Origin of the sequence: Xylanibacter ruminicola (assembly GCF_900142525.1) — a bacterium.
GTDB classification, from domain to species: domain Bacteria; phylum Bacteroidota; class Bacteroidia; order Bacteroidales; family Bacteroidaceae; genus Prevotella; species Prevotella ruminicola_A.
Genome location: NZ_FRBD01000004.1, coordinates 54,655 through 71,002, shown reverse-complemented (window position 1 = coordinate 71,002; position 16,348 = coordinate 54,655). Strand labels below are relative to the sequence as shown.

Here is a 16,348-nt window from a genome sequence, read left to right as displayed (position 1 = left end):
CTAAAATGAAACCTTTTTTATCAATCTTTGCTTCAGTGGTTTGTGCTATGATGGTTATCTCGTGTCATCATCAGGGTACACCTAAAGCTAACCGTGATAAAGACGAAGAACATGATCTTGTAGTGGCTCAGGAATTGTCGAACTCCCGTGTGCAGTGTATGGCTGAGGACGCTGCCGGACAGTTGTGGATCGGTACGTTCCGTGGACTGAACCGATACGACGGACATGAGTATCACCAATATTTCTGTACATACGACTCATTAGGACTGCCCGACAATCAGATACAGAGTCTGTTGTGTGATAAGAAGGGGCGCTTGTGGGTGGCCACTGTCAATGGTGTGTGCCGGTATACCAAGTATGACAACTTTGAAAATGTACCTATGCAGACGGGTAACCGCAACGTCCGGAAACTGTTGATGGATAAAAAAGGACGTTTGTTTGTATATAATGGGATGGAGTTGCTTCAGTATGACGAGCAACATAACATTTTTCTGTCTAAGATAAACCGCACCATGACCAATCAGTCGTGGGGCGACTGTTTTATTGATGCTGCCGACGACATCCTGTTGGCCGGTTCTGACAATCTGCTGATATATAGTGGTGAGACGTTTAAACTCAAAAAGGAAATAAAGGATCATAAACACCTTGGATTATACTTCTTTGAACTGTTGCCTAATGGGCTGATATTGGCATCGGGTAATGGTACACTGCTGCTGTTTGATACAAAATCGCAACAGCCCATCCCACTGAGTAGCGAGATGATGGATAGGCTTACAGCCCATGGCAGTGTGCTACAGGCTGCCTGTCTGCTAGAGAACAACACCATACTTCTGAGCACATCGCGCAACGGTCTGTTTGAATTGAATCTGCTGACCCATACGCTGCGTGGTCAGGACGATGCCAATTTTACATTGCCTGTGCCCGATGCATACGTTACTAAGATATTCCAGGATTCGCGTAAGAATATATGGTTAGGCACATACGATAAGGGTATATTTGCCGATTATTACTATAAAGAGAAATTCGGCGGCAGCGACAACTATCTTAACCGTGTGATAGAGAACTCATCGGTTCTTGCTGTAGCAATGGACAAACAAGAGAATCTATGGGTATCAACACTGAGGAAAGGACTGTTTGTGTATCACTCAACCACCCAGAAAGCCGAGCGGATAGACATTGCTGGCCTGCCTGCTGGTGAGAAGAAGAATGCTATTACCCATCTGTTCTGCGATCGCGATGGGCTGTTGTGGCTGTCTACCACTAACATCGTGATGAAATGCCAGTACGATGGTGCCCGACTGAACATATTGAGCCAGTGGCCTGTGTGGGCAACGATGGATTTTGAACAGACTGACGATGGAACAGTGTGGGCATCAACCAGTTCCACCTACATCGTGGCCTTCCGACCAGGTGCTAATCAGCCTGAAGCTAAACAGGCGTTCAATGTGGACTTTACTTTTATCCCATCGCTGCTGAAACTTAACGATGGCACTATGCTCATTTCGGCTTTCTATCAGCAGATCATGAAAATGGACCCGAAGACAGGGAAACTGAGTCAGCAGGAGATTCCCGATATGCAGCGATGCATCCGTAAGAGTGTGTATATCCCTACCGACATGCATCAGGATAAGCACGGCAACGTGTGGATAGGTACAGTAAGCAACGGTCTGCTGTGCTACAACCTTCAGACCAATCAGATGAAACGCATAGCAGGACTGTCGTGTTCGGATGTTGGGGCCATTGAGGAAGATCAGCAAGGCAATCTGTGGATAAGCACTATGAAAGGACTGAACCGACTGGATGCTAAGACAGGTAGCATCACGGCACTGTATAAGGCCGACGGACTGGCTGGCGATGAGTTCTGCGACCGTGCTTCGTGCCGATTGCCTAACGGTAGTCTGGTGTTTGGCGGATCAGATGGTGTAACCATGTTCAACCCTGCCGAGATAGACACGCTGCGTAAGCTCCCACTGAAGTTTTGTGATTTGAAGATCCACAATCAGCTGGTTCGTCCTATGGCTGACGGTCCTATAGATGCCATGCTCGACAGTTGTAGTGAAATTCGCCTGGAACATAGTCAGAATAGTTTCAGCATTTCTTATACGGCCCTTGACTTTGGCGAATACGAGCGTGTACATTATTATTATAAACTTGATGGATTTGACAGTGACTGGATAGATGCGGGCAGCCGTCATGCTGCCGGCTATGCCAATCTGCCATCGGGGCACTATACGTTCCGAGTACGTACATCCGACAGTGCCAGTGACGAAGCAACCAGCGATGAGCGCAAGATAAGTGTGATTGTTGAACCAGCGCCGGCGTTCTCGTGGTGGGCATGGCTCATCTATCTGACTTTGGCAGCAGCTATTGCCTACTATCTCTATCGCAATGCTCGTCGTGTGGTGGCTGCACGCCGTGCTGCCCGTCAGGCACAGATGGAGAAGGAACAGGAACTGCGTACCAACCAGATGAATATGAGTTTCTTTGCCAATATCGCGCATGAGTTCCGTACACCATTGACGATGATTGCCGGTCCTGTGGGACAGTTGGCTAAGAGCGATTCTATTGATGGCGAAGAACGTAGTCTGCTCAGTATTGCCCAGCGTAGCATCCAGCGCATGTTTAAGCTTGTGAACCAGTTGATGGACTTTAATAAGCTGGAGAACGACAGTCTACGCCTAAGTGTGGAACAGATAGATGTGGTGAAACTGATGAACGACATCTGTGATACGTTCGAGTTTAATGTCAAAGAGAAAGGACTGACGCTGAACCGCTTTGGTATGGAAGACCAGCTGATGGCATGGACTGATGGCGACAAACTGGAGAAGATAGTAACCAATCTGTTGTCGAATGCTCTGAAGTTCACACCACGCGGGGGTAGGATTGATGTGCAGTTGGATGTAGTAGATAATAAGGTAAAGGTGAGTGTTGCAGATACAGGTAAGGGAATACCTGAAGAGCAGTGCGAGAATATCTTTAAACGCTATTACCAGCTGGATAATCAAACCAAGGCTGTTGTGAACTGGGGAACAGGCATTGGCCTGTACTATTCGCGCCGACTGGCCGAACTGCATCACGGCAGTCTGACAGCCGGCAACCGCCAGGAAGGTACTGGTGCCGTGTTCACACTGGTCTACCCAATGAATGAACAGGCCTATACCCAAGAAGAACGCCGCCCACTGGAAGGCGACGGCATCGCCGACTACCGCATTATCGACACACCGCAGGCAGTGAATGTTCAATGTTCAATGGTCCGCTCGGCTTCGCCGCTTGGCTTGTCCAAGAATGTTCAATTGCCAACAGACGACAATCGTCCCACCATTCTCATCGTCGACGACGATACCGAAATCATCAACTACATGCGTCTGCTCTTCTCGAACGACTATCGCCTGATAACCTGTCTCGATGCCGATACGGCCTTAGAGGAGATGCGGGCCGAAGAACCCAACATTGTGCTGAGCGATGTGGCTATGCCTGGTAAGGATGGCTACCAGCTGTGTCAGGAGATCAAGCAGGATATCCAGCTGAGTCATATCCCCGTGATTCTGGTAACGGCAAAGATCACAGCCGAGAATCAGGTAGAGGGTCTGAATGTGGGTGCCGATGCCTACGTTACCAAGCCGTTCGAGCCTGCCGTGCTCTCTGCCCTTATCCAGTCGCAGCTCAAGAATCGCGACCGTGTGCGCAAGTTGCTCGCCAAGGCCACTACTACCGAAGACGAAGGTGTGGATAATGCCCTGTCGGAGCAGGATAAGCATTTTATGGAAGAACTGTATAAGCTGATGGAGGAAGAGCTGTCTAACTCTGAACTGGATGTGACGCGCATCACCAAGATGCTCTATATATCGCGCACCAAGCTGTATTACAAGATCAAGGGCTTGACGGGCGAGACACCAAGTAGCTTCTTCCGTACTTATAAGCTGAATCGTGCTGCCGAGCTGCTGAAGGGCGGTAAGCATACGGTGGCCGAGATAGCCGATATGACGGGATTCAGCACGCAGAGCCACTTCTCGGTAGTGTTTAAGAAACAGTTTGGTGTTACGCCTACAGAGTACAAAGGATAGGATTGTGCAATCGTTTGCCACTGCCATCGGTGGGATTTCATTTCTGATGAGAACAACGTGTCAGAAAAATCCCTACCTTTGCAGCAGAGAACAGAGAATAAACTAAGAACAAAAATGAAACGAATTTTATTAGTAACCGCCATCTTGATGGCAAACGTTTTATCAATGAGTGCAGCAAAAAAGACCGTTATTGACCGTATCGAACCCACCGACTGGTATGTAGGCATGAAAAATCCGCAGGTGCAGTTGATGGTGTACGGTAAAGGCATCCGCGATGTTGCAAGTGTAACAACCGATTATCCCGGAGTGGTCATCGACAGTCTGGTGCGCCTCGATTCGCCCAACTATCTGCTCGTTTACATGAATCTGCGTGGTGCTCAGCCAGGTACTATGACACTGAACTTTGGCAAAACCAAGGTACAATACCAGCTCAAGCTGCGCGAGATGAGCGGCGACAAGCGTATGGGCTTTACCAATGCCGATGTGCTCTATATGCTGATGCCCGACCGTTTTGCCCAGGGTGCCAATCACCCCAAGCAGATCAAGGGTATGCGTAACTATGTTGAGGATCGCTCAAAGCCCAGTCTGCGTCATGGTGGCGATTTGAATGGTATCCGCGAGCATCTCGACTACTTCAAGGAGCTGGGCGTTACAGCCCTCTGGTTTACCCCCGTTCTCGAGAACGACTCGCCTGACTCAAAGAACGGCTTCTCAACCTATCACGGCTATGCTACCACCAATTATTATAAGGTAGACCCCCGCTTTGGTTCAAACGAGGAGTATAAGCTGCTCTGCGATGAGGCTCATAAGAAGGGACTGAAGATTGTGATGGATATGATTTTCAACCACAGTGGTTTCGAGCACCCTTGGACTCAGGATATGCCCAGCAAAGACTGGCTTAATACGCCAGAATGGCTCACAGAGAAGCAGAGCGGCCGTGATCCTATGACTGGCTTTACAGCCAATGCCGATGGTTCTGAGCCTGCAAAGTCGGCTTATCTGCAGACCAGCTACAAACTCACTCCAGTGGTTGATCCTTACGCTTCGGAGATTGATCTGAAAGAGACTGTTGAGGGATGGTTTGTGCCTTCTATGCCCGACCTGAATCAGCATAATCCACACTTGATGCGCTATCTCATTCAGAACTCTATCTGGTGGATTGAGACCGTGGGTATCGACGGCATCCGCATGGATACCTATCCTTATGCCTATGCCGATGCGATGGCTCAGTGGATGAAGGAGCTTGATGTGGAGTATCCCAACTTCAACACTGTTGGTGAAACTTGGGTTACAGAACCTGCCTATACCGCTGCTTGGCAGAAGGATTCAAAAATCACACCATCCACCAACACCCAACACCCATTAACCAACACCTATCTTAAGACCGTCATGGACTTCAGCTTCTTCGACAAGCTCAATCAGGCTAAGAACGAGGAGACCGATGGCTGGTGGAATGGTCTCAATCGCCTCTACAACTCGTTTGTCTACGATTATCTGTATCCCAATCCATCGAGTGTGATGGCATTCATCGAGAATCACGATACCGACCGTTTCCTGGGTAATGGCAAGGATACACTCGCCTTGAAGCAGGCGCTGGCCCTGTTGCTCACCGTGAATCGTATCCCTCAGCTCTATTATGGTACCGAGGTGTTGATGAACGGTACTAAGGAGAAGACCGATGGCAACGTGCGTAAGGACTTCCCAGGCGGATTCCCTGGCGATACACACAACTGCTTTACCAAGGAAGGACGCTCAAAGTCAGAGCAGGCCATGTTCTCTTGGCTCTCTCGTCTGCTCCACTGGCGCCAGGGTAACGATGTCATCATCAAGGGCAAGCAAACGCAGTTCACCCCGTTCAACGGCATCTATGTCATCGCCCGCCAGTATCAGGGTAAGACTGCGCTCACCATTCTGAATGGCACCTCAAAGCCCGCCACCTTCGATGTGTCGCGCTATGCCGAGGTCATTGGCAAGACCCTCAAGGCCAAGGACATCCTGACCAACCGCTATTTCGACCTGTCGAAGAATCAGGAGCTCAAGCCCCGCCAGACGCTCATTCTTGAGTTCTGAATAATAAAATAGAAGATTGAATCCTCCATAGCGATATGGAGGATTTTTTGTGATTCACGCCCCGTGATTCTTACCATAGGTAATCGTCAACGTAGCCATTGAACTCCAACGGTTCTTTCCAACCGCATTTGCGGGCGGCCTGACGGATGTACTCATTTTTTATCAAATTACAAAATTTCTTCTCAAAAAAAATACAAAAAAGTGCTTCAACTATTCATATTACGTGTAAACAGCTTATTATCAATGGTTTAGCATATGAATAGTGCCTCCTTTTCAGCATATAACTATTCATAAACGGCCGTTCAGACGTCATCTTGCACCTGTTCAATAGTCATTATCGCATTGAAGATGAGTCAGTTACGTAGTAGTAACTTTCGGAGTGACACTCTGTAACCATGGTCGTGACATAGTGTCACCGCCGATGTGACGATATGTAACCCATTAATATAACTGTTGGAAACAACCATTTTATCGCTATTTACTCATACTAATTATGTCATATAAAATACATATTCACCAATCACCATGAATAGTGTATGAATAGTTGGTGCCAACTATTCATAGTGTTAAAATGCTGATACTCAACAACATAGAACGTTTTTATGAATAGTTGGCCGTAATTTATTGATTTTCTCATTAGAAAATTTGGAATTCGGCTTTTTTTTTATTATCTTTGCAGTCGCAATAAACAAACCAATTAAGATCGCAAAAAAATGCAGAAGATTACAATCGTTAAGAACTATCGCAACTCTGAAACGCTCAGAGGGTTGGAACTATCTGAAGTCGTAAGAATGATACAAGGGTGTGAGTTTAGAAATGAGGTGCTACAGGTAAGCAACATATCGCTATACACTGAACTCAAAAGACGTGACGACGGCAGTGTAGACGGTGCCAACAACTTTACCGACAAGCTGCCACGTGTGTGCTTTGCCTCAGAACTTGAGAACCGCAATCATCAGCGTATACGTAAGTCGTATACCGGCATGGTACTACTCGAAGTCAACAATCTGGTGAGCTATGACGAAGCAGTGGCCATCCGTCAGGGTGCGGCATTGATGCCACAGACATTGCTGGCTTTTGTCGGGGCCAGTGGGCGGAGTGTGAAGATAGTGTGTAGAGGGGAATTGTTTGGCGGCGGCCTACCTGAAGGCGAAGATGACATCAAGCGCTTCCACCTTAATCTATATGAAAAGGCCCGACTGGTGTATAACGCCCAACTAGGTGTGACCATCGACAAGCTGGAGCCCCACTTGGAGCGTACCTGCTATCTGGGTGCCGATGCAGGTCTGTTTTATAATCCCGCTGCTCAGCCATTCTATACCGATACCACCAGCGTGGAGCAGGCATTGAAGCCCTTGCAACCCAAGGACGAGTTGCCCGACGAGATTGTTCCAGGGCGCAACCGTTACCACTCGATGTGCTTGATTTACGAGTACAATCTATCCAAAGCCTACGATGACGTAGAAGGAATAACCGAAGAAGAAGGGCGCCATGAACTGATACTAACGCGATTGGCAGGCTATTGCCGCGAGTCGGGCCTGGATATGGCCTTCGCACAGAGGCAGGCGCTGTACTCTCTGTCGCTTGGTAAACAGCCCGACGTGGTGAAGAAAATCTTTGAGAATGCCTATCGCGAGGAGCACGAGCGACAGTACTACAAGCGCAAGAACATGGTCCGTCCGCTGAAGAACATCCCACAGGAGACGTTACTGATGATGAAGATAGACATCTTCCTGAATACCAATTACGAACTGCGTAAGAATGTGATGCGAGGTGTGGCTGAGTATCGCATGAAGACGGGACTGGGATTCTCGTTCCAGGATCTGACTACCGAAGCGCGTAACTCTATCACCATCAACGCTCTGTCGCAAGGTATCAAGTGTTGGGACAAGGACATCATGCGGTATGTCAACTCCAACGACATCACACTCTACGACCCTATGGACGATTTTCTGGAGCATCTGCCCCGTTGGGACGGCAAGGATCGCGTAGAGGCGCTGGCTCGTAGAATCAAGACCGATTATGAGGAGTGGCCTCATCTGTTCCATATCTGGATGCGGTCGATGGTGGCCATGTGGAAAGGAAAGGGTCAGTTGACGGGTAATGCGCTCGTACCGCTATTGATAGGCCGACAGGGCTGTGGCAAATCCAGCTTCTGTCGCATCCTGCTACCGAGGGAGCAGCGTGAGTACTATAACGACCGCATCAACTTCAAGAACGAGCACGACCTGAACCTGGGTCTCACCTCGTTTGCCCTTATCAACCTCGACGAGTTTGATAAGATTACCCAGCGCCAGCAGATTCTGCTAAAATACCTGGTGTCGACGAGCGAACTGAAGTATCGTCCGCCTTATGGCACCGCCTACTCCAGCCATCGCCGCTATGCGTCGTTTATCGGTACTACCAACGAGCTGATGCCACTGGTTGACCCAACGGGTTCGCGACGTTTTATCTGTGTGATGGTAGATGGCGACATCGACTTTGAGACACCTATCGACTACAATCAGCTGTATGCCCAGCTGAAATACGAGGTGGAACAGCTTCGCGAGCGCTATTTCCTGACCAAGGAAGAAGAGGCTGCCCTGATGCGTCACAACCAGCGCTATCAGAAGATGAACGGACTTGGCGAGATGTTGCTATCGCTATTTGAGAAGCCACTTGGCCATCCCAAGGAAAATCCGGAGAACGGCACATGGCTATCAGTCAAGGAAATCTCCGACCGCCTGAAGCAGAGCTTCAAAGGCGCCTACCAGCCCGACGAAGGCACTCTGGTAAAGATTGGTCAGTTCCTGAGCCGTCCCGAATACCGCTTCGAGAGCGAGCGCAAAACCCGCGGTTGGGTTTACTGGGTGAAGGAAAGGTAAAAAAAAATAATCCCTGCCAAAAGCGGCAGGGATTTGATATTTTAGTGCTTTTTGAAATTCCACTTGGAATTGTCGCTGTTGAAGTCGTATTTGGCGAGGGTGGGGGTAGAGTCGCCTGCAGAATAGAGGCACAGCTCCTTGTTGACACCCTGCTGACCAGGGATGGCCTTAGGCATGATACGGTAGGTGCCGTCTGTCAGCTGCTCAATACGCCAGAGCTGCTCGTCGGCGCCGGTGTAGGCAGGAACAGTGGTTACCTCCTTGTCGGCTGTGGCAGCGAGTGCGCGCTCAGTACCCTCGATGGTAATCTTGAAGTACGGATTGCTGAGATAGCCGCCAGCTGCATCGACAGGTGTGATGGTCCAGCGCTGGTGAGGACGATACATGTAGTCGCCGATACGGGCTGGGATATTGCCCTTTGGCCATGTGTCGATAACCTCGGCCAGTGTCTGGTTGGCAACAGGCTTTACTGGCTGCTGCATCTGCTCGCGGTTGAACCATCCCTGGCGCTCCTGCTGCATGCGAACAAAGTCAACGGTGAGCTCCAAGGCATAGCCACGGCGCTCTGACTCAATAGCGAAGTTGCCGCCCTTGAAGTCGTCGCCAGCTACGGGCCAGCCGTTCTTCCAAACGATAGGACGTACTGCCAATACAGAGCGACCGCTCTTCTCGAAGTCAGCCTCCCAGTGGAATGACATCACTTCTACGCCCTCGTCGATGATGAAGCGTCCGAAGTGTCCGGCTCCGCAGGCGCGCTTTTCAGCGGCTACAACCATCTTTCCGCCGCCATGGAACATGTCGCGTCCCACATTGTCGAGATAGGGGCCTTCTACGCTACGTGAACGGCCTACCACGATGTTATAGGTAGAGTTCACACCATCGCAGCATGTGCCGTGTGTGCCCAGCAGATAGTACCAGCCATCGCGGTACATCAGGTCGCTGGCCTCACAGTCGATGGCGATGTCCTTCTCTTTGTTGCCCTTCTTGCGGAATCCGGTCTTGGGGTCGAGCTCAATCAGGCGGATAGTACCGAAATAGGTGCCGTAGCTTACCCACAGTCGTCCTGTTGTCGGGTCTAACAAGAGACCTGGGTCGATGGCGTCCTGGTCTTCCATACCGTCGGATGCGCAAACCTCTACTGCCTCGCTCCACTTGAAGTCGGGCGACTTAGGGTCGAGTGTCTTGTTCCACATGGTGAGGATGCGGCCAGCATGTCCGCCGCCCAGTCCACCACCCGTGGCGCCATAGATACAGAGGTAGCGATCGCCTATCTTGAGAACATCGGGGGCAGCACCGCCACCAGGACGGTCGGCACCGCTGTTCCAGCTCCAGCCGTCTGCCGAGATAAGACCTCCGCTACCAGTGCCGAAGGTGTAGTATTTGCCATCACACTCGGCGATGGTCGAGGGATCGTGGATGTATGGTGCGCCAATCTGCGCGTTAGCGGCTGCAGAAACAGCAAGCGCCGCCAGTATTGTATGAAGTTTTTTCATAATTATCAATTCTTGACTACTTTGTAATTAGTAACAGGGTTTCCGTTCTCGTCGAGGAAGCGTACGCAGAAGTCGCTCATGCCTGGGCCGTTGATGATGGCGCCACGCAGGATGTTACGTCCCTTCTTCAGTGTGAGACGTGGTGACATGGCATCATCCTTTACCATACGGCGGTCGCCTGAGAGCAGAAGTGCCTCCTGGCCATTGAGCCACCACATAGAGGCAGAGTTAGAGCCTACTGCCAGACGTACGTTCTCGATATCTTCGTCGCAGTCGATGATGGTGACTGCCCAGAAGAGCACACCATAAACCTGCTGGCCCCATTTCTCGGCAAAGCGGAACAGCTTGACGTTCATGTTCTCGCTGTCGAGTGCATGCCAGGTAAGTGTCTGATTTACAGTAACTATTTTGGGTTTAGCTGGCTCCTGAGGCTGACCGAAGCTACGTCCGAAACCGGCAGGTACCTCTTCGCGCTGGAATGATACCTTTACTTTCTGGCCGTCCTTAGGCAGAATGGTCTGCTGACCCTTGAAGTACTGCATGTTGAAGTGCTCGCGCAGATAAGAGTCGGTAAATACGGTGTTACCGCTGTTAGGCTTGTCGATAGGCTCCAGCAGCATCCAGCGGCGGATAAATCCTTCCTCGTCGGGCTTGGCAGGAGTGGCTGTGGCAGGTGAGAAGTACTTAGGACGGTTCTTGAACTGAATCCAGTCTACGCTAACGCCTGCATCACCCTCGCAGGTGATAACCAGATCGGTAACGCCCTTTAGTGCGTACTCCAGTGGCGCTGTCAGTGTGAGCCACTGGTTGCTGAAGTCGCGACGGAACATGGCCGGCATGCCTGCAGGTGTCTCTGGCTTAACGGTCATATCCACCTTGGCCAGAATCTTTCCCTTGGCGTTCTTCTCGCGTATGTAGAGTTTGGTATTTCCTGTAGCTTTTGCATTTACAATGAGGTAACCTTCTGTCAGACAGTTGAAGTCTACGTCGTTGTATTTAATCCAGCTGCCTTTCACTGGCAGTGTGGCCTGGAAGCTGCGGAAGGTGTTAACCGTGTCAATCAGTGATGTGGTAACATCGTTGCTGGCTGCACTGTAGCGGTCGATTTCAATGCGCTCTGTAGCTTTGTTGATACCTACGCCACGCATGGTGGGCTTCACCTCTTTGATGGTACCGTCGGCATTGAAGTATAACTTCTCGATGCATACCGAGCGGCGTTTGTCATCGCGTGGCGAGAAGTCGTTGTGATGATAGAACAGATACCACTGACCCTTGTAGTTGACGATGCTGTGATGATTAGTCCAGCAGCCGTTAGCATGCTCGGCCATGATGAGACCCTTGTATTCGTAGGGGCCCATAGGGTTCTTACTCATAGCGTATCCCAGAACTTCGGTGTTCTCACGTACGTAAGGATAAGTAAGGTAGTAGTTGCCGTTGTATTCGAAGGCGAATGGGCCTTCAGCTTGGCGGTTAGGCAGGTCTTTCAGACAGTTCACGCCATACATCTCAAATTCGCGGTCGCCCCATTTCACCTTTTCTTTTGGTGTGTCGTCGGCCAGCTCTTTCATGTTGGGCTTGAGTTTAGCACAACGGCCGGCACCCCAGAAGATGTATGCGTTGCCGTCGGATGCTTGAAGCACGCATGGGTCGATGCCGTTGATGCCTTTGATAGGTTCTGATTCTGGAATGAAGGGGCCTGTTGGGCTGTCGGCAATGGCAACGCCGATTCCGAAGCCGCGCATTGGTCCATCAGGAGTAGATGGGAAATAGAAGTAGTACTTTCCGTTTCTGTAAACGCAGTCGGGCGCCCACATAGAGTAGGAGTTAGGTCTCACCCAGGGCACTTTGTTCTGGGTAATGATGACACCGTGGTCTGTCCAGTCGGTCAGATTCTCTGATGAGAACACATGATAGTCTTCCATGCAGAACCAGTCCTGGCGTTGTCCGGCAGGAGGTACGATGTCGTGCGATGGGTAGAGATACACACGGTCGTTAAAAACGCGTGCTGTCGGGTCGGCCGAGAATTGATCGCGGATGACCGGATTCTGTGCCATCGATATCAGAGGCACAGACATGAGTAATGAAAGATAAATCTTCTTCATTGGCGATGGTTTATTATAAATATAGTAATACTGTCAGTTCGTACATACATATCATTTATTAGAGTGATTAATTTGCAAAACGTTTAATCGGGAAATATAATTTTATGAAAAAAAGAAGTTATGCCTTCGCCACGTTGTAGTTGTTATAGAGCGTAAAACCATAGCATAGTTAAAAAAAAGATAAATCGTTCAGAGAATATTGTTTACGAAATGTAACCAGGAGTTTGCGATATGTAACATTTTAAGGCTTTTTGGTGATTTGGTAAACTCTACGTTACAAAAAATAAAGTATTTAAGTTAAAATTATAATATATTTGCAACCGATTTCGAACCAATAACGCGCAAGTTTGTGGAAACTTAACGCTTAAATATGATAAATTTCAGCCAAATATATTACAATTATCTAACTAATTAAATTAATTATGTGGAATTTTAAATCACTGCAAAAGCCGTTAATGGCACTGTTCCTGCTCTGTTTGTTCCCAATGGGAGCGCTGGCTCAGAGCTTGGTTAAGGGAACGGTGAATGATGAAGCTGGTGAACCAGTTATCGGTGCTACTGTAAAAGTACAGGGTACTAATATTGGTGCAATTACCGACTTCAATGGTAATTTCCAAATTCAGGCAGCTTCAAACGCTACTCTGAACATCTCTTATGTTGGTTACGTACCACAGTCAATCAAGGTTGCTGGTAAGACTAACATTACTGTTGTGCTGAAGGAAGACGCACAGATGCTGAACGACGTAGTCGTTGTAGGTTATGGTACAATGAAGAAGAGTGATATCTCTGGATCAGTTGCTACCGTTGACCAGGAGGCTGTAATGAAGCGCGTTCCAACTAACGTAGCTCAGGCCCTGCAGGGTGCTGCTGCCGGTGTAATGGTTTCTCAGCAGGACGGATCTCCTGATGGTAAGGCTGCCATCCGTATCCGTGGTATCGGAACCATCAATGGTGATGCTTCACCTCTTTATGTAGTAGATGGTGTACAGGTTGGTACAAGTGCTGATTTCATTAACCCTGCTGATATTGAGCGTATCGAGGTTCTGAAAGATGCTTCTGCAACTGCTATCTATGGTTCTGCAGGTGCTAACGGTGTTATCATGATTACAACCAAGCATGGTCAGAAGGGACGTACTAATATTACTATTACTGCTGACTTCGGTCTTCAGACTCTGCCTTATACCCTCGACGTAATGAACCTGAACACTTATGCAACCGCTATTAAGGAGGCTAAAGCTAATGATAACGGTATGTTTATCAATAAGCTCTGGACTCTCAGCGATTTCAGTAAGGTTAAGGAGATTAACTGGCAGAAGGAAATGACTCGTGCCGCTCTCAAGCAGCAGTACGGTGCTTCTCTGAACGGTGGTAACGAAAAGACACAGTATAACCTCTCATTCGGTTATAACAAGATTGATGGTTTGGTTATCAATACCAACTATCAGCGTTTTACTGCTCGTGCAAACGTTAATACCAAAGTAAATAAGTATTTGGAAGTTGGTGGTGATATCAACTACACTCACAGTGAGAGCTATGGTTCTAATATGAGCCTGGGTAACAACCAGAACATGTCTTCACTTCGTGACTTTGCTTCTATGACTCCTACTTTGGACTATTTCCTTGACAACGATCCAAATAAGCAGCTTGTTAATGTAAACCTTGTAAACCCTGATGGTACATATGGTACTGGTACTCAGCAGAGTACAAACGGTTGGGAGGGTAATACCACTATTGGTGCTAACCCATATGCTTCTCAGATGGAGAATGGTGATCGTGCCCGCAACGGTTTCGATCGTATCCAGACAACTGCTTTCATCGACCTGACATTCCTGGATCTTAAGCACCACAAGCTTGATCTCCGTTCTCAGGGTACCTATACATATTGGGGAAATAATAGTTCAGACTATACAGGTGGACGCCATCGTTACAATCGTATCAATGGTGAATGGACAGAAATTCCTATGCAGTCTGATCAATCCTATGCTTTCTCTCTGAATAACAGTCATGGTTACAGCCTCGGTCTGCAGACTTATCTGACTTACAACTTGACATACGATATCCACAACCTGACTCTGATGGTTGGTAATGAGGTTGGCAAGTCATGGGGACAGTGGGTAAGTGCAAGTGCTCGTAACTTCCCATCTGTACTGAACCGTGCTATCAGTCTGACTGAAAAACCAGATGATATTCAGGGTAATGGAGCTTATAATGGCGATTCTCGTTCAATCTCTTACTTCGCTCGTGCTTCTTATAGCCTGATGGACCGCTACATCCTGACTGCCACTATCCGTAAGGATGGTAGCTCTAACTTCGGTTCTGGTAACCGTTGGGGTACCTTCCCATCAGTAGCCGGTGCATGGCGTATCTCTGAGGAGCCATTCATGAAGGACATTAAGTTCGTTAATAACTTGAAGCTCCGTTTCGGTTGGGGTCAGACCGGTAATGCTGGTAACATGGCAGGCAAAGCTGTTTATGCTCTGAGTGCTGATGCTGCTTATAACTTCTATGGTACCAATGGTATCTCTGGTGCATTTGGTGGAAATCGTGACCGTCAGACTGGTTGGTTTGCTCCTCTGGTTGATACAAACCTGAAGTGGGAGACCAACGAGATGCTGAACTTCGGTATCGACTTTGCATTCCTGAACGATTGGGATATCACTTTGGATTACTTCGTAAAGACCACTAAGGATTTGCTTCTGTATCAGCAGTTCCGTCCAACAGCTGGTAATACTCAGGTTTACACCAACTACGGTGAGATCCAGAACAAGGGATTTGAGTTCGCTATTGGTTATCACAAGCAGATTAACAAGGACTTCGGTATCAATGCTCGTCTGACTGGCTCTACTATTAAGAATAAGGTTAAGAAGATGGGTGATCCTCTGTACAATACTGCTTCTGGAAATAGTGGTGCAGGTGCTTACGACGGTTCTCAGGTTGGTGCTGTCGATGGTAACGGTCACTGGAACAACCACTCTATCTGTATGGAAGGTGAGGCAGTAGGTTCATTCTATGGTTATGTATTTGATGGTATCATCAAGGATGAGGCTGATCTGAAAGAATATCTTGCTTACTATACTGATGCTACAGGTAAATTCCAGGATGCTGAAACTAAGATTGATGCTAGTCAGGGTCATCCTTTGGCAGTTGGAGACGCTAAATTTAAGGATTTGAATGGTGACCACGTTATCGATCAGAACGACCGTACTATCCTGGGTAATGGATTCCCCGCTCTGAACTATGGTATCACTGTAGGTGCAAACTATAAGGATTGGGACTTCAGCCTTTATATGTATGGTGTATTTGGTCAGGACATCCTGTCATACTCTGCAATGAAGCTGAGCAGCATGACACAGCTCGACGACCAGACTACTCCAAATATTCTGACAGAAGCATATAACCAGGCATTCCGTAATGGTAGCGGTTCACTGCCTCGTCTGTCAATCGGTGACTACGCTCGTAACACACGTGTTAGCAGCTTGTGGGTTAAGAACGGTGACTTCCTCCGTATCGGCAACCTCCAGGTAGGTTACACCCTGCCAAAGAATATCAGCAATATGCTGTCAATTCAGAAGGCTCGTGTATACTTGGGTGTTAACAACCTGCTCACCATCTCTGGTTACAACAAGTACGGTGATCCTGAGTGTGGTAGCGGTTCTGTACTCTATCAGGGTCTTGACACTGGTCGTTACCCACAGCCACGTACCTTCATGGGTGGTATCAACGTAACTTTCTAATGGTTTAACGGTCATTAATGA

6 protein-coding genes and 1 pseudogene are annotated in these 16,348 nt (G+C 48.6%); 4 read left to right on the top strand and 3 right to left on the bottom strand.

Annotated elements, in window-relative coordinates; translation table 11 throughout:
- The first annotated feature begins 5 nt into the window (after positions 1-5).
- The 3 genes from BUB86_RS03590 to BUB86_RS03580 all read left to right on the top strand — a co-directional run bounded on the left by BUB86_RS03590 (position 6) and on the right by BUB86_RS03580 (position 8,998).
- The gene (locus tag BUB86_RS03590) at positions 6-4,064 is read left to right on the top strand and encodes a two-component regulator propeller domain-containing protein (protein WP_073205579.1); all 4,059 of its coding nucleotides are present in this window, start codon (positions 6-8) and stop codon (positions 4,062-4,064) included.
- A 114-nt stretch (positions 4,065-4,178) separates the two neighbouring features.
- A complete protein-coding gene (locus tag BUB86_RS03585) occupies positions 4,179-6,134 on the top strand; it encodes an alpha-amylase family glycosyl hydrolase (protein WP_073205576.1) in 1,956 nt (651 codons plus the stop codon).
- 713 nt (positions 6,135-6,847) lie between these two features.
- Positions 6,848-8,998 carry a BT4734/BF3469 family protein gene (locus BUB86_RS03580; RefSeq protein WP_081373073.1) on the top strand — a complete coding sequence of 717 codons (2,151 nt, stop codon included), beginning with the start codon at positions 6,848-6,850 and terminating at the stop codon, positions 8,996-8,998.
- Positions 8,999-9,039: 41 nt separating this feature from the next.
- Here the strand turns inward: BUB86_RS03580 and BUB86_RS03575 are convergent, their stop codons facing one another.
- The 3 genes and pseudogenes from BUB86_RS03575 to BUB86_RS18220 all read right to left on the bottom strand — a co-directional run.
- Positions 9,040-10,491 (bottom strand): family 43 glycosylhydrolase, encoded by a 1,452-nt coding sequence (locus BUB86_RS03575; protein WP_073205568.1) that lies wholly within the window; start codon positions 10,489-10,491, stop codon positions 9,040-9,042.
- 5 nt (positions 10,492-10,496) lie between these two features.
- Positions 10,497-11,198, bottom strand: a complete 702-nt coding sequence (locus tag BUB86_RS18225; protein ID WP_410543926.1) for an acetylxylan esterase — start codon at positions 11,196-11,198, stop codon at positions 10,497-10,499.
- Positions 11,199-11,669: 471 nt separating this feature from the next.
- A pseudogene (locus BUB86_RS18220) lies at positions 11,670-12,545 on the bottom strand (family 43 glycosylhydrolase); the annotation flags it as partial.
- 470 nt (positions 12,546-13,015) lie between these two features.
- Between BUB86_RS18220 and BUB86_RS03565 the strand changes: the two are divergent.
- The gene (locus BUB86_RS03565) at positions 13,016-16,327 is read left to right on the top strand and encodes a SusC/RagA family TonB-linked outer membrane protein (RefSeq protein ID WP_081373072.1); all 3,312 of its coding nucleotides are present in this window, start codon (positions 13,016-13,018) and stop codon (positions 16,325-16,327) included.
- The last annotated feature ends 21 nt before the right edge of the window (positions 16,328-16,348 follow it).